Raw genomic sequence first — 19,905 nt, forward strand, 5'->3', positions numbered from 1 at the left:
ATTTTCTTTCCCAGAGCGTTGGCGGTTATCTGACTAAATGGTGTTCCATAGCAAAGCGAACGAGTTCTGCTCGATTGTTGCTTTCAGTTTTTCGGAACAAGCTGCTGACGTGCTTTTCGATCGTTCGAGGGCTGAGGTGGAGTGTGGAGCCTATTTGAATATTAGAAAGACCTTCTGTCAGCAAATCTAGCACTTGTCGCTCTCGCTGCGTCAAACTCGGAGCATTTTGGCTGGGAGATGCCCGTGAAGCGGAGCTATCCCGTAGGGAATCGCCTGTGTTTGACTTTTGAGTTAAAAAATCTGCTTCTGGCTTGTCATTGGCTCTGCTGCGTGCCTCTGTTGGCGTTGGTTCGGGTTCGGGGGAACGAGAGGGAGCCTGAGCGATTAGAGCGTAGCGATCGAGCAAAGAGCGAATAACTGCCCCCAATTCCTGGAGTTCAAAAGGTTTAGCCAGATAATTGTCGCACCCCATCTGATAGCCGCGAATCCGTTCCTGCGTGCTCGTACGTTCCGTCAAAAAAATCACCGGCAGCAAGCGGAAAGAGGGACGAGTCCGAACTCGCCGCACGAATTCGTAGCCATCCATCTGGGGCATTGTAATGTCGGTAACAATCAAGTGCGGCTGAAATTCATCTACCAAGCCTAAAGCTTCTTTGCCGTTCTCAGCAGCGATTACAGAGTATCCGGTAATTTCTAGATAATCGGTAATTGACAAGCGAGTCGCGAAATCGTCGTCAGCAACCAGAATCGTTAATGGCATGGGGGAATTAAAAATTAAACATTAAAAGTGACTAATTTCACTTTTAATGTTTAATTCTACTGTTTAATTCTCTTGATAACTTGCAGTTAAAGTAGCCGGTTGTCCTAATTTGCCCTCCAAAGCTACGCCGCGCCCATTGGCTGCCAAATGCCGCAGAGTTTTGTAAATTGTCTCGATTTGCTCTGGTCTTCCTGCTTTTTTTGCTAGTTCTGCTACAGACAGAGGTTTTTGGGCGTCTTTGAGCACTTGCAGTACCCGTTGCTGCAAGTCCAATACAGCAGCGGCTGCTTTTTTGCCTGCTTCAACCCCTGGCTGGTGATAGGCATTGACATTCACCAAGGAACCGTAAAAACCTACTGCTCTTTCGTAGAGGGCGATTAATGCTCCTACTGTCTCCGGGTTGACTTGGGGAATGGTGACAGTAATGGAATCTCGGTGATTTTCGTACAAAGCTTGTCGAGTTCCCTGCAATAAACCCGACAAATAATCTCCTGAAGTGACGCCGGTTTCTACTTCTGGGGAAATGCCTTGTCTGTCTTGCAAAACTTCGATAAATGTTAGGAAGAAATTCGGCACGCCGTCTCGCAGTTGCTGGACGTAGGCGTGTTGGTCGGTAGTGCCTTTGTTGCCGTAAACTGCGATTCCTTGATGAACTGTGTTGCCGTCTAAATCTTCCTGTTTGCCGATCGATTCCATGACTAATTGCTGCAAGTAGCGGCTGAACAATAGCAGTGAATCTTTGTACGGCAAAACTACCATATCTTTTTCGCCACGTCCGTTGCAAGCAAAATACCATGACATTGCTAACAAGGCGGCGGGATTATGTTTGATTTCGGTGGTTCTGGTAGCTTCGTCCATGACTTTCGCACCATCGAGCATTGCCCGAATGTCGATGCCTTGCAAAGCTGCTGGCAAAAGTCCGACTGCTGACAATTCGGAAGTGCGTCCTCCCACCCAATCTGCCATGGGAAAAGTGGTAATCCAGCCTTCGGATTTGGCTAATTTGTCTAGTTGGCTGTCAACTCCGGTGATGGCAATTGCTTGTTTGGCAAAATCCAGTTTTTCGGCGGCGAAGGCTTTTTGAACTTCGATCATGCCGTTGCGGGGTTCGGGGGTGCCGCCGGATTTGGAGATAGTAATTACTAGGGTGCTGGCGAGTTTGTCTTTGATTTTGTTAAGGATGCGATCGATCCCAGCCGGATCTGTGTTGTCGATAAAATGAATTGCTAGGGGCGGAATGTCTGGGGATAAAGCTTCGGCGACAAATTGGGGGCCGAGGGCGGAACCACCGATGCCGATCGAAATTATGTCGGTAAATTGCGGAGCAAAGGGCGGTTTAATATCGCGGTTTTGAATTTTTTTGACAAATGCTTCGACTTGTGATATGCCTTCGACTATTTCTTGTTTTAATTCTGGAGTGGGAGCTAAATCAGCGTTTCGCAGCCAGTAGTGGCCCACCATGCGGTTTTCGTCGGGATTGGCGATCGCACCTGCTTCCAAAGCTGCCATGTCTTTGAAAGCTTTGTCAAATTTGGGCTTCAGTGCTGCTGCGAAAGCGTCGTCGAATCCCATGCGGCTGATATCGAGGTAAAGTCCCAATCCCTCGTGATAGTAAAGCCAGTCTTGATAGCGTTGCCAGAGTGCTGCGGCGTCCATAGGAATTCTCTACAATTTTTTTAATGTTCGATCGGCGTCGTCAGGAATCCACCAATTGTAGTTTAAAACGATCTGATGTACGGCTTTTGCACAATCCCAATAAATTTAATCATTAGTCGTCTGAAGGCAGCCGGATCCGCAGGCAGCCAGAGCTTTTGGCAGAATTAAACAATAAAAATATAACTTGGGCAACACTCTTAGTAGGTAGATCCCTCATTAATGGTCACACCCCATAGATAGATCGAAGCGGCACAGAGATTTAACTGTGGTCGGCGTTGGCGTTTGAGTCCTGGTTTCACAATATTCAAATTCGGGCGATCGGGATGTGTAAAATAGGCATTGCGGTCAGGTTAAATATACTTTTAGCTGTCACTCCATAATCGGCTAAAAATATAGTTAACAACTGTCAACCATCTGAAGTGTAGTATAATATACAGATATTAGAATTAAAGTGCGATCGACTATGCTTACTCTATCTCCCGAATTAAAAGAAAGGTTAGCAACTCCGCTCAAAATCGGCGATTTTGAAGTTAAAAGCCGCGTCCTGCAATCGCCCTTATCCGGCGTTACCGATTTGGTATTTCGCCGCCTGGTGCGCCGCTACGCGCCGGATTCGATGATGTACACGGAAATGGTGAACGCTACGGGTTTGCACTACGTGAAGCAACTGCCGAGAATTATGGAAGTTGACCCGAACGAGCGCCCGATTAGCATTCAATTGTTTGACTGCCGGCCGGATTTCTTGGCAGAAGCGGCGCAGAAAGCAGTGGCAGAAGGAGCGGATACTGTTGATATTAATATGGGGTGTCCCGTTAACAAAATTACTAAAAACGGCGGCGGTTCTTCCCTGCTGCGAGACCCGGAAACGGCCGAGGCAATTGTGCGGGCTGTTGTGGAAGCGGTAGATGTTCCTGTCACGGTTAAAACTAGGATTGGTTGGACTGACAAAGAAATTAATATTTTGGAATTTGCCAAGCGGATGGAAGATGCGGGAGCAAAAATGATTACCGTGCACGGTCGCACTCGCTCGCAAGGTTACACCGGCCCGGCAAAATGGGAGTGGATTCGCCGCGTGAAAGAAGTTTTATCGATTCCAGTTATTGCCAACGGGGATATTTTTTCAGTAGAAGCAGCTATGCGATGTCTGGAAGAAACCGGCGCCGATGGAGTGATGTGTTCGCGGGGTACTTTGGGCTATCCTTTTTTGGTTGGAGAAGTTGATTATTTCTTGAAAACTGGTGTGGAAAAGATAGCTCCGACACCAATTGAACGTCTCGAATGTGCTAAGGAACATTTGCGGGCTTTGTGGGAATATAAAGGTGAAAGCGGTGTTTGCCAAGCGCGCAAGCACTTAACCTGGTATGCTAAGGGTTTCCCCGGCGCTGGGGAATTGCGGGGCGTGTTGGCTGTGGTAGAAACGGTTGAACAAGGTTGCGATTCGATCGATCGCGCGATCGAGCAATTGCCCGCATAAACCTTAGCCGCAGATGTCAGCTAGGGATTACAGAAACAAAATTTACCTCTGCGGGCTAAGATTTAAGACACAGTTAAAAATTTGTGTGTGGGGGAAAGCATGGATTCCTTAAAAGGGCGAGATTTATTAAGTCTGGCAGATTTAAGCATTGACGAATTAAATTATTTGCTAGATCTAGCAGCCAGTTTAAAATCGGGAATGGTCAAGCTGAAACGCAATAAAGTTCTCGGCTTGTTATTTTCTAAAGCTTCAACGCGAACGCGGGTAAGTTTTACGGTGGCAATGTATAAATTGGGAGGGCAAGTGATTGACCTCAATCCCAACGTTACACAAGTCAGCCGCGGCGAACCGTTGGTAGATACAGCCAGGGTTTTAGACAGATATTTAGACATTTTGGCGATTCGGACTTTTGAGCAAAAAGATTTAGTAACTTTTGCCAACTATGCGAAAATTCCTGTAATTAATGCACTGACAGATGACGAACATCCATGTCAAGTGCTGGCGGATTTAATGACAGTTAAAGAGTGTTTTGGCAAGTTGGAAGGGGTGACTTTGACTTACTTGGGCGATGGCAATAATATGGCTAATTCGCTGATGTTGGGCTGTGCAATGACGGGAATGAATGTAAGAATTGCTTGCCCTCAAGATTTCCAGCCGAATGCTGAGATAGTGGAAAAAGCTAAGAATATTGCTAATGGAAAAACAGAAGTTACTGTGACGGCGGACGCAGAAGCAGCAGTGAAGAATGCTCAAGTGATTTATACTGATGTTTGGGCGAGTATGGGACAGGAAGAGGAAGCAAAAATCAGGATTCCTTTGTTTGAACCATATCAGGTAAACGAACAATTGCTGAAGTTAGCAGATAAGAATGCAATTGTATTGCACTGTTTGCCCGCACACCGGGATGAAGAGATTACCGATGCAGTGATTGAAGGCAGTCAATCGCGCGTTTGGGATCAGGCAGAAAATCGGATGCACGCTCAGCAAGCTTTGCTGGCTAGTATTCTAGAAAGCGATTAGGAAGTAGCTAAAAATTAGTCTGTCGGGGGATGAAATCGACCTGCTCGCTACTTTTTGCAGACCGCTTCCGTTATCATTTCAGTTGAACCAGGATTATTTGCAGCCAGCCTGTAATTATCCGTTTCAACCATGATTAGTAGCAATCTCTTAAGTAAAAGAAATGAATCACATCACTACGACAGACTTACTCGAAAATCTCAAATGGCGATATGCCACCAAACAGTTCGATCCAGCCAAAACAATTGATCCAGAAATCTGGACAGCTTTAGAAGATGCGTTAGTGTTAACACCATCTTCTTATGGGCTTCAACCTTGGAAATTTCTGATTATTACCAGCTCGGAACTTAAAGAACAGCTCAAACCCCTCTCCTGGAATCAGTCACAGGTTACTGATTGCTCTCATTATGTCGTGTTCGCGATTAAAAAGCATCTCAGTGCCGAGGATGTCGATCGCTTTATAGCTCGCACTGTCGAGCTGCGGGGCGGGACTGTAGAGGCAATGGCAGGATATCGGAGTCTAATCGTCAGGGACTTGGTTGATGGTGGCCGCAGTTTTAATATTAATGACTGGTCAACGCGCCAAACTTATATTGCACTGGGCAACTTTATGACCAGTGCTGCATTGCTTGGTGTTGACACCTGTCCAATGGAAGGAATTGAACCTGTCAATTACGATCGCCTGTTGGGTCTTTCTGCAAAAGGCTTTACTACCGTCGTAGCTTGTGCGGCTGGCTATCGCTCTGAAGCAGATAAGTATGCTTCACTCGCAAAAGTAAGATTCCCTAAGTCAGAAATCTTAGAAACTTTATAGAACCCATTTGGTGTCTTCTTGAGCGAACTATATGGTTTTGAGGGGAGCGTTTTACCAGAGGATTTAATACCAGAGTCAGGACTTTAAGCTAACAGGCATCAAACCAGATACAACCTAGATACCTCAAAGGCTTGTGAGACAACAAAAAGATCCTAAATGGGTTCTATAAACCCGGGATACACTGTAAGTCGATGGCAATAGCGCACCTCGGTGCACCCTAAAAAGATATTAAGAGGCTCCGAAATTCACTTTTGTGACTTCACCTGCGACAACATTAACAGTTTGTTGAATCTGACTACCGTCAACTTTCAACTGATAAGTTCCCGGAGAAAGCTCGATCGCCCCAAACCATCCTTTACCATCGGCGCGCAGTTGACGCACCTTGCCAGCAGCATCGATCGACTGCAATGTCAAGCTGGCACCGTCGCAAGTTTGAGCGCACCGCTGCAAATTTCCAGTGATCGCACCTGTAGTCGGTCGCGACTTCCAAGGCATATCGGGAACCGCTGCTGCTGTCGCCCACACAGGCTGAGTTTCATAGGTTTTGCCCGTCGCAGCATCAACGTATTGACTCGGCTGCGAAAGCGCGGTGTAAAACAAATCGTTGCTTTGGGGAACGTATTTCCAAGGCTGGCGGGGCAAATCACCGCTACCGCCCGATCGCAGTTCCACATTCGTGTAGACGTTGCTGCTAGCGTAGGAATACAGCACCGTACCTGCGACGTGATTTCCTTTCGCAGACGGCTGTTCGGCGCGACGAATCTGGCCTAGAGTATCTTCGATGTAGTTGAGGTAATTGCCGGGGCCGATCGCAATTTGGCGGTTGTACTGGTGGTCTTTGGCGTACTCGATCCAGTTGTCGTAAGCGAGTTTTTGCGATCGTTTGTACTCGCGCTGGTAAGTCATCGGCATCGCCATGTCTACGATCCCTTCCTCCAGCCAAGCGCGCCAATCTTGCAATACTTCTTTGTAAGGCTGCGTTTGATACCACCCTGCATCGTTTTTCGGGCCGTCTCCCCAGGCGATCGTGGCGGCGGTAATTTTAACGCGCGGTTTAATCGCAAGGCTTTCTACATAAAGCTTCCGCACTAAATTTGTCACCTGATCGCGCCGCCACTGCATCCACACGGGATCGGTGGGTGCGGGTTTGCCCGATCGACCTGTTTGCTGATTGAAACGGGCGATCGCAGTCGGATTATAGCCCCAAGTCGGCCCGCCGTAGCGCACGTAATCCAACTGTACGCCGTCCACATCGTAGCGCTTCAGCAAGTCCAAATAGACGGAAACAGTATAATCTACGGCGTCTGGATGGCCGGGATCGAGGAAACCGGGTGATTCCCCCCCGTAAGTCAGCATTGCCCAATTGTCGCTGCCCGGGGCCGAAGGCCCGTGTTGTTGCCAAACGTGACCGGCGGGAAGTTTGCTGCCCGAAACCACTGGCAGCGTCACCATCCAAGCGTATACTTCAATGCCTGCGGCGTGGGCTTTGTCAATCACATCTTGCAGTGGATCGAAACCCGCCGGAACGTTGGGATCGAGGGTGCGGGGTTCGATCGCACTCGTGTAAAAAGCATCGCCACGGCGGCGGACTTGGGCGACGATCGCGTTGGCATTGGCCCGCTGCGCGTCTGCGATCAATTTTGTGACTTCTTGAGGGGTTTTGAAGCCGGGGTTGAAGGCGTCCACCCAGAAGGCGCGAAATTCGGCGGTTTGGGTTTGCGGGGGCATAGTTGCGCTCGCGCGGGATGGGAAGTTGGAGAACCAACCAGGAGTCAGCAGAAAACTAATTGTTAAGCCAATCAGGAACAAGCTTGACAAAAAGAATGTTTTGGTATTTCGCATCAGAAATGTGTGAGAGAGCGTTTAACAGTCCTTTACGGACTTTTGGTTTGAGCGTCCGCTTGACATTTTCGCACAATGGTACATTAAGTGGGCAGATCGGTAAATAGTTGAGTAATACCGCTGGGAGAGTCGAGAATGAGATTAAAATTGACCTCGGCAAAATGGGCGATATTTTCCGATCTTTCAAGATAGCGGTTGAGCCAGTAAATTGAATCCGCTACACCACTTAACATAGTTTTACAGGCTAAATACGGTTTTAATGATTTTCATTTTGGCTGTATCAATGCCGCATTCAAGTTTGGAAATTGGACTGAGGGTTTTCCACTTGCCTTTATTGGCGGTGAAGATAGCATCGGCTGTTTTTTCGGCATCAATCTTATCAAAGCCTCCTATTTTATTAGTTGATAAGTAATTGAGACGATCTAAAATTTCATCTCTTGAGGCACGTTTCAGGCTAACTGCTTGAGGAGGAGGAGGCGGCGGCGGTGGCGGTGATATAGAAAATACTTTAGCAATAAAATCTAATCTCGCCTTAGTCAAACCACATTGTAACTTAGTCAGGGGGGTGAAATCTGACCATTGCTCGCGGTTAGAATCTACAATTTTATTTGCCGTTTCAACTGGTTTTACATTCTTCCAATTATGCTCCTTAACTAAGTATTTAAGTACAGCTATAATAGTATCTTTTGATGCTGTACTCAGATTGACTTGGGGATTTGCTTCTCGCGCTAGAATCTTGGCTTGTTCAATATTTGATGGTTTTGGGTCAATGACAATACACCATACTAAATCTAATTTGGCTTGTTGAGCTACAGCATAGACAAAGTGATTGCTCACAACTTGATACTGATAGTCGCCTGTTTCTTTAACGATAATCGGAATCCAATTGCGATTACCTGCTTGCAAGACGGCTTCGGCGGCTCCGGCAATGATAAACTCTGACTCAGAGCATGGTTCTGCTGACTCAATTTTAGATAAATTCAAGTGCATTAACTTACCGATGTTCTCAGAATTACTCATACAAAAAATACTCCTTCGCTAATTTTAAGTAATATTCAGCGGCTTTTTTGTGTTGAAAAACCGCTGGTTTTCGAGAAAAAGCGGCAGTTGAAACAACTTCATATTCTGGAACTGTGAATATACTTTTATCGCTCACCGCTTTTGTATATTTAGGCCAATAATAGGGTAACAAATTAGGATCTTTAATATAAGTGTCTCCTTTCTTAACTGTAATAATTGCTTCAATTTCTGCATTGGCTCTTTTTATTGAAGCCTCTGTTTCTTTATGTCTATTGAAAAAAATCGGCAACGCAATAGGGCCACCGTCCTGCCTAAGCTTCTTAACTTCAGGTAAGAATTCTTTAATAACTTTAGCAGCATTTTTCAAAGATGAAAAGTTATTGTGTTCTGTTGGCATGAGGATTACATCGGAAGCTCTCACACAGCTTTTACTAAAAAAAGTCCAGTTCGTAGGTGCATCAATTAAGATGTAATCATAATTACCAACAAAAATCTCAAGCAAATCTCGCAGCCTTGCTGAACCTTTCTCAATTTTTGATTCATAATCATGAGTCATGAACTTCGATAATCCTGAATCAGAGGGGATGACATCAAACACCTTAACTAATAGACCTGCTTTATTCTTCACATTAAATGCTTGAAGAGTTTCTTTAACATTAAGTGCTGTCTTAATCAGGCAATCAGATAGTTTGACTTTTCCCTCCTGTAAGCCTAATGAATCTGTTAAATCTCCTTGTTGTGGATCGAAGTCAACAACAAGCACTTTTTTATGATGTTGTCGAAGAATCGCAGCCAAGTTGATTGTAGTTGTAGTTTTTCCCACACCTCCCTTATCATTATAGATGCAAATTGTTAAAGCTTTGGGTGCGTTTTCCAGCAAGTTCTTAATTTTAGTAATAATCTCAATGATATTATCTTTGGTTATCCTCATGCAGTCAGTAGCAGGCAATACGATTTTACCATGTTTGCGGAATAGCTGGATATCTGTTGAGTTAGTAATTATACCCCATTGAGATGTTTTGCATTTAGGAGCAAGAAGATAACCTGTTATCTGTTCTTTAGCTTTTTTGTACATGGGAGTACCTTCTGCTAAGTTAATGATGGCATTTCCTGATACTCTCCCTTTAACTTCAATGATTAAGTATGGGTCAATCTTAGCCACGGAAAATTTATCCTCATCGTGATTCTTGCGAGCAGCAAAATCAGCAGGACCCTTCCCTGTTTTAAACTGTTGTACCCACTCATCAGATGTGAATCCAAGTGCATTTAGAAGGCGTTTGACAAATCGATCTTCGACTTCTGGCTCTTCTGCATTCTCTGAAATACTATCTAAAACTTCGTTCCAGTTGATAGTTGTCATAACTTAGACCTAGATACTTAAGTAAAATCATAACGCTTGGTTTCAGTTTGTGTCATCGTTAGCTACCTCCCGCTCTAGCTATATGAACAGTCAACATACTTTTGGATAAGTTATATATTTTCTAGTGCGCTTGACATTTTTGCACATCGGTGCAATTTTGGGCGAAAATAAACTGAACAGACGATCGCACTTTTTGAACAAATGATAGTACCGCACTTTCAAACGCTAGCCCTTCCGGGTAACAGCTACTCAACTGCAAGCAATTTACTCGATCGAGTAGATGGCTGGCGCCAAGAAGCAACCCGAAAGTTGCAGCAAAGCCAGAGAGGAGAAAAAGGACAATTTTTAACACCTTCCTCAGTCGCAAGTTTGATGGCGAAAATGTTTGAATTTAACTGTCCCGATATATCGCTTTTAGATGCCGGGGCTGGTATTGGTTCCCTGTTAGCAGCCGTTGTTTGCGAACTTTGCCAGCGCCCAAACAAACCGCACAGCCTGCACGTTACAGCTTATGAAATTGACCTTATTTTGATAGAATACCTCAAGCAAACTTTAGAATTGTGCAGTATTGAATGTCAGCATTTTGGGATATCTTTTACCTGTGAGGTTCGCGAAATAGATTTTATTCAAGACAGCGCCGATATCTTGCAGCCCAATCTATTTACACAACCAGTAAAACGGGAATTTACCCATGCAATTATCAATCCTCCCTATGCCAAGATAGACGCTAAATCCCAAGCCCGCACCTTGCTGCGTTCTATAGGACTAGAAACCAGCAATCTCTACGCTGGCTTCACAGTTGCTGCTGCTCACCTGCTCAAACCAAACGGTGAATTAGTGTCGATTACTCCCCGCAGCTTTTGCAACGGTTTATACTTTCGAGATTTCCGCAAAGTATTCCTTCAAATGATGGCTTTACGCCAAGTACACATCTTTGAATCCCGACAGTTGCCCTTTCGCGATGATGCGGTGCTGCAAGAAACTATTATTGTGCGCGCCACCAAACAAATAGAACAGCCAGATACTGTACTAATTACCTCAAGCAGCAGCGCGGGCGACGACCTGGTTTTGTCTCACCAACTGCCCTATACCGCCCTAATTAATCCCAAAGACTCCGAGCAATTTATTCGGATTTTACCGGATTCTGTCAGCCAGAAAGTAGTCGAGCAAATGGCTCAATTTACTTGCACCCTAGAGGGATTAGGCTTGACAGTTTCAACCGGAAAAGTTGTAGATTTTCGTGTTCGCTTTGACTTGCGACTCAAACCTGAGAACGGTACAGTTCCGCTGATTTATCCCGCACACTTCTCGGCTGGCGGTGTTGAATATCCCACAGCAACGAGAAAGCATCAAGCTTTAGCTGTCACGGAAAAAACTGCTGCACTCCTCGTACCTAACGAACATTATGTTTTGAGCAAGCGCTTCTCCTCAAAGGAAGAGAAAAAGCGAATTGTTGCAGTTGTCTGGGATGCCACTAAAATTAATAGTTATAGCGTGGGTTTTGAGAACCATTTGAATTACTTTCACCAACAGGGACGCGGATTAGACCTCACCCTGGCGCGGGGATTGGCCGTTTATCTAAATTCGAGCTTGGTAGATGCGTTTTTTCGACTGTTCAACGGACACACTCAAGTTAATGCTACGGATTTACGCAATTTGAAGTATCCTAATCTAGAGCAATTACTTTTACTTGGCGCTCAAATAACAGAAATATTTCCTACACAGCGGGAGATTGATAAACTTGTCGAGAGACAACTGCTGAACGCGACCAATCCGTTAGAAAATAGCCCAATCACAATCAAGAACCGTATTGATGAATCTCTAGAAATACTTGCAGCGCTGGGTTTTCCAAAAGGTCAGCTTAACGAACGTTCCGCCTTAACCCTTCTGGCTTTGCTTGACCTCAAGCCAAAGGAAGCTTGGGAATTGGCAAAATCTCCCCTTCGGGGAATCACACCAATTATGGAATTTATGGAGCAGCAATACGGTAAAAAATATGCACTAAATACGCGGGCAACTGTGCGTCGCCAAACGGTGGATCAGTTTCTAGATGCAGGTTTAATTGTTGTTAATCTTGACAGTCTCGAACGTCCGGTGAATAGTGCAAAAACTGCATATCAGATAGAAGAAAGTGCTTTGGAATTGCTGCGAACTTATGACACTTCTGACTGGGAAAAGAATGTTTGCGCTTACCTCGTTCATTTTAACGGAGAAAAATTATTGCAGGCTAATTCAAAAAATAAAAATAGTTTTGAGTATGAATGATGCTAAAATGCACTATTTATATGGCTGCCGCTGGCATCGGAATGGCATATACTGTGAGGCCAGGGGTTGAATTGACCGGAATTGTCGATCGCACTCAGTAAATCAAATAAGTAACTAGGTTAAATATCTCTGCAATGGAAAAAAAGCATAACGCTGGATTGTGGGTATCAGTATTATACTTCGCTCAAGGTCTCCCTTACACCGTCGTTAATTTAATGTCGGTGATTTTTTTGAAAGGTATGGGAACCAGCAACGAATTGATCGGATTGACAAGTCTTTTGTCTTTTCCTTGGGTTTTAAAAGGTTTGTGGGGGCCCGTTGTTGATTTGTATTCCACGAAACGCAAATGGATTTTAACAACCGAAATCATTTGTGCTTTCCTGTTTGCTTTCCTGGCTTTTGGCGTATTAACGCCCGCACCGATTATTATATCGCTTGTTATCTTTACCGCGATCGCCTTTGTGTCAGCTACTCACGACATCGCCATTGACGGATTTTATTTAAACACTCTAAATAAAGACCAACAAGCACTATTTGTCGGGGTTCGCAACACGGCTTATAGAGGTGCTGTCATTGCCGGTAGCGGTTTATTGGTGTTCTTAGCCGGGAAACTGGCCGAAAACCATTTAGTCACCGGGAATACAGGCGACACCAAAATATATCAAAACATTCCACTGTCATTTTTCGGTTCGGATTTTAGCGTGTCTGCGCTTAACTACGGATGGGCGACAGCCTTTGGCATTTGTGCAATTATGTTTGTGCTGATATATCTCTTTCAGCGGTGGTATCTTCCCTATCCTCGAAATTACGATCTGGAATCCGACACGCCCCAACAAAGAACCAGCTTTATCGAAGCATTCAAAACCTATTTTCAGCAAGATAAAATAGGTTGGATTGTGGCTTACGTCTTGATTTTTCGCTTGGGCGATGCCTTGACGTTTAAAATGGCTCCGCCATTTTTGATGGATAAAGTTGAGAAAGGAGGATTAGCAGTTTCTACGTCGGATATGGGCTTATTATCCGGTACTTTAGGGGTAATGTTTCTGTTAATTGGAGGGTTGCTAGGCGGCTATTTGATTGCCAAACAAGGATTGAAAAAATGGATGTGGCCGACGGCTATTCTGCAAAATTCAACTAACGTGCTGTATTGGCTGTTGGCAATAAATCAACCGGGGATTGAATGGGCTTATGCTGTAAACTCGATCGAGCAATTTACTTACGGACTTGGCGTAGCTGCCTATACAGTGTTCTTGATGCGGACTGTCCGCCCTGAATACGAAGCATCTCACTATGCAATTACAACTGCTTTTATGGCCGCAGGAGTTCTGATTCCGGGCGTTTTCAGCGGCTACTTGCAGGCGAGTCTCGGCTATCAAAATTATTTTTTGATGAGCGCGCTGGCTGTGATTCCCGGTATGCTAACCATTTTCTTTCTGCCCCTAGACGATGAGAAAAAATTGGCATCCATGCCCAGGCCTGGACTGGACGATTTCGATTAATATCAAGTCCGGTGGCTATAACTCTAATATTCGGGCGGGTCTGGTTTACCAATGTCTGCACTACTTTTGGAGATTTCGGTCAACCCCTCCCTAGAGGAATATTGATGTTTGTAATCATGGAATGAGTATAAATCAATACACTTGGGTTAGCGCTTTAAGACGAATTTCATTTCACGTATTTATGAGAGTTCCAAACTTGTGAAAGGAAATCAGATTATTCTTATCCCAAGCGTATTGGAGTATAAATTATGTGCGCTTGCGTTCATAAAATAAGGACACAACATTGTTGTGTCCCTACACAATATCTGTATTGCCAGCCGCGAACTAAATCGCAATAAAATCACTAGCTGTTAGCGGACTACTTGGAATGCCAGGAATACTGGCAAGAACTTCGCCATTACGGGCCAGTTCAATCGTCGTTATAAAATCGCCTGCAGTAACTCTCACTTGGTTGAAGGTCAAACCTCCGCTCAAACCGATTAAATCTTGACCCTTTTGAAAGTCTACAAGTGTATCTGTACCGGCACCTGCTCCTAACACCAATACGTCGCGTCCAGCGCCACCAATTAAGAGATCCGCACCCATTGCGCCAATGAGTGTATCGTCTCCTTCTCCACCGCTCAAATTGTCATCCCCTTTGCCGCCTAATAGCCGATCGTTGCCGCTGCCACCGCTGATAATATCGTTGCCTTTGTTGCCACTGAGAGTGTCGTTGCCCCCATTGCCAGTGATAATATCGTCCCCTCCAAAACCTGATGCTGTATTGTTGGCATCGTCGCCGACTAAATTATTAATTTGGGATGGCTCTAGAGCAGTTTGCATTGCTGCAACGTTTGCTAAAAATGAGGCTCCCGGAGTGCTTCTTAATTGCTCTAAACTGCTGCGCGATTCCAGCGAGGTTGCCAAGTCGGGCAGTGTAAAGTCTACGCCAGCTAACAGCTCTAAATAATCGGAATCGGTGAAAGTGAAATCAGGGCGGCTCAACTCGTCTACAGAGATTTCTTTCTGAGTCAATCCGGGAGGTGGAGAAGTTAACAAACCGCTTTGCGTGTGCTTGTCCAAGACAAGTAGCGGGTTAATAACCGGGTTAGTAAATGTTTGAAGAACTACTTTTCCGGGGAGAAAAGCTTCTCCTCCCAAACTAACAAAATCCCCCTCAACTACGTAGTGAGTTACATTTTTTCCGGCACCGACTTTCTGCTTGAATGTATTGACGGTGCTCTGATCAACTCCAGGAGAATTAAAGGTGACAACATCTCCGATCGCAGATGTGAATTCAGTGGCGGCTAGTTGCGTTATGGCGCCGCCCAAGCTGTGTCCCAGAAGGTCTGGTTGCAAGCGGCTGGGGTTTTTGGTTGTATCTTGACTGATTTGGGTCAGCCAATTTCCTAATGCTTGTTTGTTGGCTTCAAATTGGTTAAAACCGGTGCCGCGCGGGTCTCCGTTAGCAAGATCATCTACGGGCGAGTCGGTGCCGCGAAATACTAAAACTGGCGGTTTGTCTGAGGTGGTGGAAATTAAGCCGATCGCATGAAATCCAGTTCCGGGATCGTCAAAGGTGCGATCGATTTGGTAGCCAGCAGCACTCAAGCCTGTTTGAACTAAAGTTTGAAACTGGGGCTGGTCATCTATGTAAGCAAGTTGCTTGGCTATAGTTTCGTAAGCGGCGGGGGAGGAGGGCATATTTTTTTATTTCCTGTCGTTTGAGGGGGAATTAGTTTTTAAGCTACTTAACTAAGTTTACTATAAACTTCGTTTATTGACCATATTAATTGGTCATTTTTATGGGTTTTTTAGGGGCAAATTGATAGAGATTTTTTAATACAAAAAAACTCTCTCTACAAAACCCATGCAGATTTTGCGCCACCAAAAATACCAATTTTGAGCACCCTAAAGCTATACAAAATCTACCCGCGTAATATCGCTGGCAACTACGCCTCTGAGAGTAGCAAGAATTTCCCCAGTAATCGGGATAGTAATTAAAGCTCCGTCAACACCTTGAGTTACTATAATTTGAGGAAAAGTTAGACCCCTCGACAGTGTAATTAAATCTTTACTATCTTGAAAATCTAAAATCACATCTGCTCCGCCGCCGGATTCCAATACAAAGCGATCGCGCCCCGCACCACCAATTAAAAAATCGTTGCCAAACTCGCCGGAAACCAAATCGTTTCCGTCGCCACCTTCCAAATAATCGTTATCTCTGCCGCCGTACAAGAAATCGTCGCCATCACCACCGATGATGCTGTCATTACCTCGATTGCCTCTGAGAGTATCGTTACCGCCGTTGCCGATAACTGTATCCTCTCCAGGGCCCCCCGTAGCAGTATTGCTACGAGCGTCGCCTGATAAATAATTCGGTTGTAAGGGAGCTAAACCGTATTGCATTTCTCTGATCAACTGCACAAAAGAAAATTCTGGTGCTGTTCTCAAACTCTCTGCACCGCCTCTGGTTCTGATGGCGACTGACACATTGGGCAGGGCGAAATTCATCGCAGCGATAAACTCGTTAAAATCTGAGTCGTTGTTATAAGCAAATTCGGGACTGTTTAATTGTTCTACGGAAATTTGCCTCTGCAAAAAACCCACGGGCGGAGTAGTTAACAAATTTTCAGTTCGATGTTTTGCCAAAACAGTTAAGGGATTAATACTCGGATCTGTAAAACTTTGGATAAATACTTTACCCGGAATAAATGCTTCACCAAACAAGCTGACGAAATCTCCGCTGACAATGTAGTGAGTGACATTTTTGTTGCCGACTCTGCCGAGATTTCTCCGAAAACTGGTGAATGTATTCGCGGAGACTCCCGGAGAGTTGAAAGTAAAAATATCACTGGTCAGAGATGTGTATTCGGTTGCTACAATTTGAGCGACTGCTCCGCCCCAACTGTGTCCGATGACATCGGGCAATAATTTGTTGGGGTTCTTACCAGTATCTTGACCGATTTCTGTGAGCCAATTTTTGATATTATCTTTGTTCTTTTCAAATTCAGGTAAACCAATGTCTCGCGAGTCGGAAAAGATAGCGTCGCCGTCGATGAAGTCTGTACCTTTAAATACGAGGGCTGGCGGGTTTTCGGGATTGGATGAACCGAACCCGATCGCATAAAAGTTTGTTTCTGGGTCGTCGAATATGCGATCGATATAGTAGCCATTAGTATCTAGGAAAGTCGAAATTTCATTTTGCGCGCTCGGCTTTTGATTCAAAAAAACAATTGACTTAGCCAGATCTTCATAAACAGCAGGCGAGGCACTCATAATATTAGATTTTCTGTTAGTTGGTATTTGCGATCGCTCAGGCTTGAGCTAATTGTCCAATGGCAGCAATTATAGCTGACAAGATTTGTATGGTACACTTGATAATATCAACTCAAGAATTAAGTTTTTGCGGTTATGGGTATTATTCGTCAATACATTGCTCCATTGATAGCGGTATTAGTATTTTTCGCGGCTCTGGTAGCAGTCAGTGCTCGCATCTTTTTGCCTGGTGACATGGCTGCCCCGGCACCGATTGAGGAAGCGATCCCTCAAAAGCAAGCGGCAGTAGTCAATCCAATGTTCTTGGGGCTAAATTATTCCGCTTTCCGTGTCCGCTGAGCTGATGTCTGCTCAACTAATACCGGGTTACTGGCTGCGATCGGGATCGGGACTCGATCGGGCAAAACTGGTAAAGTTTATGCACCGGACTTACCAAGAGCTTTACCCGGATGGGGAATTGGGACATTTGGCTCAAACTGTCGAGCAGTATTTTTCTAACCAGACGCCGGTTTGGTGGGTAGAGTGCCAGAAAAACAGCCAGGAAGAGGCAGAAATTTTGTCGGCGCTTCCCTCGCAGTATCTCAATCCCCAATCTCAGGCGCAAAATCTCCAATCGGTTGTCGGATGTTTGTGGTTGGGAAATGCGATCGACCAAACCACCGGAGAACGCTACGCTCACATTTTTTTGCTGTACGTAGCACCGGAACATCGCCGTCTAGGAGTCGGTGCAGCTTTAGTTATTCATGCTGAGAATTGGGCGCGGGAAAGAGGCGATCGGCAAATTGGTTTGCAAGTATTTCTGAGCAATCAGCCTGCGGTGAATCTCTATCAAAAATTAGGCTATCAAAGTCATTCCGTCTCGATGCTCAAGTCTCTTTGAAATATAAATTGTGCAGGTTGGGAATCAGGGCTAAAGTCCTGATTATGACGATTTCAGTCCTCACTACCAACTTAAGTAAAAGCAGAGATATTCGTTTGTAGTAAGGATTTTAGTCCTGATTCATCCCAATTATGAGGACTTCAGTCCTCACTACAAACTTAGGTGACAGCAATTATGAGGACTGAAGTCCTCGCTACCAACTTAGGTGACAGCAGAGGTATTTGTTTGTAGTAAGGTACTGCGCGCGCACCCTATCATTATTGACTGCTGACTGCTGACTGCTGACTGAGTTGCTTAGGAGCATCCTCTGTGCGGTAAAGTTTTTTTATGAACAATAACGACTACTCCAACGCCCTTGATACTGACACGGAACTGGAAAGCCCTTTGGATCAAATTTATGAATCCGAACCCCCGCTGCCAGATCCCGAGGAAATGCTGCCTTTGCTGGAATCCCCGGAACCTCAGCACCGGATGATTGCGGCGCGGGCTTTTTGCGAACTGCAGGACGATCGAGCAATTTCGCATTTAATTAATTTATTGAGAGACGGTTGCCCCTTGGTGCGGGTGAGCGCGGCTTATGCGTTGGGGCGAAATCCGAGCCCAGATGCTGTGGAACCGCTGATTCTTCAGCTCAACCGCGACTGGAACGGTTACGTTCGCAAAGGGGTAGTTTGGGCCCTGGGAAATTGCAACGACCACCGCGCTTTGCCATCTTTAATTGATGCTCTGAAAACTGATATTTCGGCGGTGCGTTTGTGGGCGGCGAGTTCTCTGGGTCAAATGGCCAAAGTTGGTTACTCTGTGGTGATTGCGGCGATTCCACCGTTGATTGAAGCGCTGCGGGGAGATACTGTATCTGCTGTGCGGAGCAACTGCGCTTGGGCGATCGGGCAACTGGCCCGCGAATTGCCGAATAATATAGTGTACGCTGGGGCGATCGACGGTTTGATTGAAGCTTTAGAAGAAGATGAAGATATGGGCGTGCGGGAAGATGCTAAATCTTCACTTTTGCGAGTTGGCGACCCGCGCGGATTGCAGATTATTGAAGATTTAGAAATGGAAGGACTTTTATGATTTAAACGCCCCCATTACCAATTACCCACTATTAATTATGCCTTTCATCAGTGCTAAAACAGATTTTGGTTTCAAAAAAATCTTTGGTTCGCCCCAGAGCAAGGAAATTTTGATTAGCTTCCTCAATGCAATGCTCTACGACGCACAGCCAACCATTGAAGACTTAGAAATTATTGACCCTTACGCCGCGCCAAGCGTTACTGGATTAAAAGACACTTACCTGGATGTTAAAGCCAAAATTACAGGCAACAAAACTGTGATTATCGAAATGCAGGTAATAAATGTAGAAGCTTTTACTAAACGGGTAGTGTACAATGCCGCCAAAACCTACGCAACTCAACTCAGACCCAGGGAAGGATACTCTAAATTAAATCCTCTGATTGCTTTAACAATTACAGATTTTATTCTGTTTGAAAATACCGAAAAGTTTCTCACCCATTTTGTATTTAAAGAACTCGAAGAAAACTTCGAGTATTATAACAGAGAAATTGAATTAGTATTTGTCGAACTGCCCAAGTTTAACAAAGAACTAGAACAAGTCGAAAACATAATTCAAAGCTGGGTTTATTTTATCAAAAATGCTCCCCTATTCGATGAAATTCCGGAAAAATTTGCATCAATTCCCGAAATTCAAACAGCTTTTTCCATCGCCAGCAGAACTAATTTAACCCTTAAGGAATTAGAGGAATTGGAAAAGCGGGAAATGTTTTTTGAAGACCAGCGCGGTGCTATTATTAAAAGTCGCAAAGAAGGCATAATTGAGGGGGAAACAGCATTAATCCTGCGTCTACTCGCGCGGCGCACTGGTGAAATACCACCAGAAATTCAAACTCGCATCCAGCAGCTATCTCCCCAACTATTGGAGGATTTAGGAGAAATCTTGTTAGATTTTACCCGTCAAGAGGATTTGATAGCTTGGTTGGAATCGGCTTCAGCATGAATTTATAACTTTTGTACTCCTGATACTAAATCAGGCTTTAATACCC

16 protein-coding genes and 1 pseudogene are annotated in these 19,905 nt (G+C 45.0%); 9 read left to right on the forward strand and 8 right to left on the reverse strand.

Going from position 1 to position 19,905, the window contains the following annotated elements; genetic code table 11:
* Window positions 1–25 precede the first annotated feature (25 nt).
* Window positions 26–760 (reverse strand): DNA-binding response regulator, encoded by a 735-nt coding sequence (locus QUA24_RS02995; RefSeq protein ID WP_333212971.1) that lies wholly within the window; start codon window positions 758–760, stop codon window positions 26–28.
* Between the two features lie 63 nt (window positions 761–823).
* Window positions 824–2,416 (reverse strand): glucose-6-phosphate isomerase, encoded by a 1,593-nt coding sequence (locus QUA24_RS03000; protein WP_333227080.1) that lies wholly within the window; start codon window positions 2,414–2,416, stop codon window positions 824–826.
* 463 nt (window positions 2,417–2,879) lie between these two features.
* Here QUA24_RS03000 and dusB point away from each other — a divergent pair, with 463 nt between their 5' ends.
* The 3 genes from dusB to QUA24_RS03015 all read left to right on the forward strand — a co-directional run bounded on the left by dusB (window position 2,880) and on the right by QUA24_RS03015 (window position 5,721).
* Window positions 2,880–3,890 (forward strand): tRNA dihydrouridine synthase DusB, encoded by a 1,011-nt coding sequence (dusB, locus tag QUA24_RS03005; RefSeq protein ID WP_333227082.1) that lies wholly within the window; start codon window positions 2,880–2,882, stop codon window positions 3,888–3,890.
* A 99-nt stretch (window positions 3,891–3,989) separates the two neighbouring features.
* On the forward strand, window positions 3,990–4,910 hold the full coding sequence (gene argF / locus QUA24_RS03010) for an ornithine carbamoyltransferase (RefSeq protein WP_333227084.1): 921 nt from the start codon (window positions 3,990–3,992) through the stop codon (window positions 4,908–4,910).
* A 160-nt stretch (window positions 4,911–5,070) separates the two neighbouring features.
* Window positions 5,071–5,721: an NAD(P)H-dependent oxidoreductase gene (locus QUA24_RS03015; RefSeq protein ID WP_333227086.1), complete on the forward strand. Its 651-nt coding sequence runs from the start codon at window positions 5,071–5,073 to the stop codon at window positions 5,719–5,721.
* A 228-nt stretch (window positions 5,722–5,949) separates the two neighbouring features.
* On the opposite strand, the gene QUA24_RS03020 is transcribed toward QUA24_RS03015, so the two are convergent.
* From QUA24_RS03020 to QUA24_RS03035, 4 genes and pseudogenes are all read right to left on the reverse strand, one after another.
* The gene (locus QUA24_RS03020) at window positions 5,950–7,449 is read right to left on the reverse strand and encodes a family 10 glycosylhydrolase (RefSeq protein ID WP_333227088.1); all 1,500 of its coding nucleotides are present in this window, start codon (window positions 7,447–7,449) and stop codon (window positions 5,950–5,952) included.
* Window positions 7,450–7,655: 206 nt separating this feature from the next.
* Window positions 7,656–7,796, reverse strand: a pseudogene (locus QUA24_RS03025) (alpha-E domain-containing protein); the annotation flags it as partial.
* Window positions 7,797–7,800: 4 nt separating this feature from the next.
* Complete coding sequence (locus tag QUA24_RS03030; protein ID WP_333227090.1) at window positions 7,801–8,583, reverse strand: hypothetical protein; 783 nt, start codon at window positions 8,581–8,583, stop codon at window positions 7,801–7,803.
* Window positions 8,576–9,943, reverse strand: coding sequence for an AAA family ATPase (locus QUA24_RS03035; RefSeq protein WP_333227092.1), 1,368 nt, complete (start codon window positions 9,941–9,943; stop codon window positions 8,576–8,578). The genes QUA24_RS03030 and QUA24_RS03035 overlap by 8 nt, the downstream gene beginning before the upstream one ends.
* A gap of 201 nt (window positions 9,944–10,144) precedes the next feature.
* Between QUA24_RS03035 and QUA24_RS03040 the strand changes: the two genes are divergently transcribed.
* Window positions 10,145–12,208, forward strand: coding sequence for an Eco57I restriction-modification methylase domain-containing protein (locus QUA24_RS03040; RefSeq protein WP_333214004.1), 2,064 nt, complete (start codon window positions 10,145–10,147; stop codon window positions 12,206–12,208).
* A gap of 134 nt (window positions 12,209–12,342) precedes the next feature.
* On the forward strand, window positions 12,343–13,707 hold the full coding sequence (locus QUA24_RS03045; RefSeq protein WP_333214006.1) for an MFS transporter: 1,365 nt from the start codon (window positions 12,343–12,345) through the stop codon (window positions 13,705–13,707).
* A gap of 324 nt (window positions 13,708–14,031) precedes the next feature.
* Here QUA24_RS03045 and QUA24_RS03050 read toward each other — a convergent pair whose 3' ends face one another.
* On the reverse strand, window positions 14,032–15,390 hold the full coding sequence (locus QUA24_RS03050) for a calcium-binding protein (protein WP_333214008.1): 1,359 nt from the start codon (window positions 15,388–15,390) through the stop codon (window positions 14,032–14,034).
* Between the two features lie 213 nt (window positions 15,391–15,603).
* Window positions 15,604–16,965, reverse strand: a complete 1,362-nt coding sequence (locus QUA24_RS03055; RefSeq protein WP_333214010.1) for a calcium-binding protein — start codon at window positions 16,963–16,965, stop codon at window positions 15,604–15,606.
* Between the two features lie 135 nt (window positions 16,966–17,100).
* On the opposite strand from QUA24_RS03055, the gene QUA24_RS03060 reads away from it, so the two are divergent.
* The 4 genes from QUA24_RS03060 (at window position 17,101) to QUA24_RS03075 (ending at window position 19,859) form a co-directional block, all read left to right on the forward strand.
* Window positions 17,101–17,304 (forward strand): hypothetical protein, encoded by a 204-nt coding sequence (locus tag QUA24_RS03060; protein WP_333227093.1) that lies wholly within the window; start codon window positions 17,101–17,103, stop codon window positions 17,302–17,304.
* Window positions 17,305–17,308: 4 nt separating this feature from the next.
* The gene (locus QUA24_RS03065; RefSeq protein ID WP_333227095.1) at window positions 17,309–17,845 is read left to right on the forward strand and encodes a GNAT family N-acetyltransferase; all 537 of its coding nucleotides are present in this window, start codon (window positions 17,309–17,311) and stop codon (window positions 17,843–17,845) included.
* Window positions 17,846–18,172: 327 nt separating this feature from the next.
* A complete protein-coding gene (locus tag QUA24_RS03070) occupies window positions 18,173–18,919 on the forward strand; it encodes a HEAT repeat domain-containing protein (protein ID WP_333227097.1) in 747 nt (248 codons plus the stop codon).
* A gap of 37 nt (window positions 18,920–18,956) precedes the next feature.
* Window positions 18,957–19,859, forward strand: a complete 903-nt coding sequence (locus QUA24_RS03075) for an Rpn family recombination-promoting nuclease/putative transposase (protein WP_333227098.1) — start codon at window positions 18,957–18,959, stop codon at window positions 19,857–19,859.
* Window positions 19,860–19,905: the final 46 nt, after the last annotated feature.

This window comes from Microcoleus sp. Pol12B5 (assembly GCF_036701335.1).
Taxonomy (GTDB): Bacteria; Cyanobacteriota; Cyanobacteriia; order Cyanobacteriales; family Microcoleaceae; genus Microcoleus.

Excerpts from the sequence above, each read along its gene's own strand:
- QUA24_RS02995 (WP_333212971.1), bottom strand. The coding sequence starts at position 760 with ATGCCATTAACGATTCTGGTTGCTGACGACGATTTCGCGACTCGCTTG.
- QUA24_RS03000 (WP_333227080.1), bottom strand. The coding sequence starts at position 2,416 with ATGGACGCCGCAGCACTCTGGCAACGCTATCAAGACTGGCTTTACTAT.
- dusB (WP_333227082.1), top strand. The coding sequence starts at position 2,880 with ATGCTTACTCTATCTCCCGAATTAAAAGAAAGGTTAGCAACTCCGCTC.
- argF (WP_333227084.1), top strand. The coding sequence starts at position 3,990 with ATGGATTCCTTAAAAGGGCGAGATTTATTAAGTCTGGCAGATTTAAGC.
- QUA24_RS03015 (WP_333227086.1), top strand. The coding sequence starts at position 5,071 with ATGAATCACATCACTACGACAGACTTACTCGAAAATCTCAAATGGCGA.
- QUA24_RS03020 (WP_333227088.1), bottom strand. The coding sequence starts at position 7,449 with ATGCCCCCGCAAACCCAAACCGCCGAATTTCGCGCCTTCTGGGTGGAC.
- QUA24_RS03030 (WP_333227090.1), bottom strand. The coding sequence starts at position 8,583 with ATGAGTAATTCTGAGAACATCGGTAAGTTAATGCACTTGAATTTATCT.
- QUA24_RS03035 (WP_333227092.1), bottom strand. The coding sequence starts at position 9,943 with ATGACAACTATCAACTGGAACGAAGTTTTAGATAGTATTTCAGAGAAT.
- QUA24_RS03040 (WP_333214004.1), top strand. The coding sequence starts at position 10,145 with ATGATAGTACCGCACTTTCAAACGCTAGCCCTTCCGGGTAACAGCTAC.
- QUA24_RS03045 (WP_333214006.1), top strand. The coding sequence starts at position 12,343 with ATGGAAAAAAAGCATAACGCTGGATTGTGGGTATCAGTATTATACTTC.
- QUA24_RS03050 (WP_333214008.1), bottom strand. The coding sequence starts at position 15,390 with ATGCCCTCCTCCCCCGCCGCTTACGAAACTATAGCCAAGCAACTTGCT.
- QUA24_RS03055 (WP_333214010.1), bottom strand. The coding sequence starts at position 16,965 with ATGAGTGCCTCGCCTGCTGTTTATGAAGATCTGGCTAAGTCAATTGTT.
- QUA24_RS03060 (WP_333227093.1), top strand. The coding sequence starts at position 17,101 with ATGGGTATTATTCGTCAATACATTGCTCCATTGATAGCGGTATTAGTA.
- QUA24_RS03065 (WP_333227095.1), top strand. The coding sequence starts at position 17,309 with ATGTCTGCTCAACTAATACCGGGTTACTGGCTGCGATCGGGATCGGGA.
- QUA24_RS03070 (WP_333227097.1), top strand. The coding sequence starts at position 18,173 with ATGAACAATAACGACTACTCCAACGCCCTTGATACTGACACGGAACTG.
- QUA24_RS03075 (WP_333227098.1), top strand. The coding sequence starts at position 18,957 with ATGCCTTTCATCAGTGCTAAAACAGATTTTGGTTTCAAAAAAATCTTT.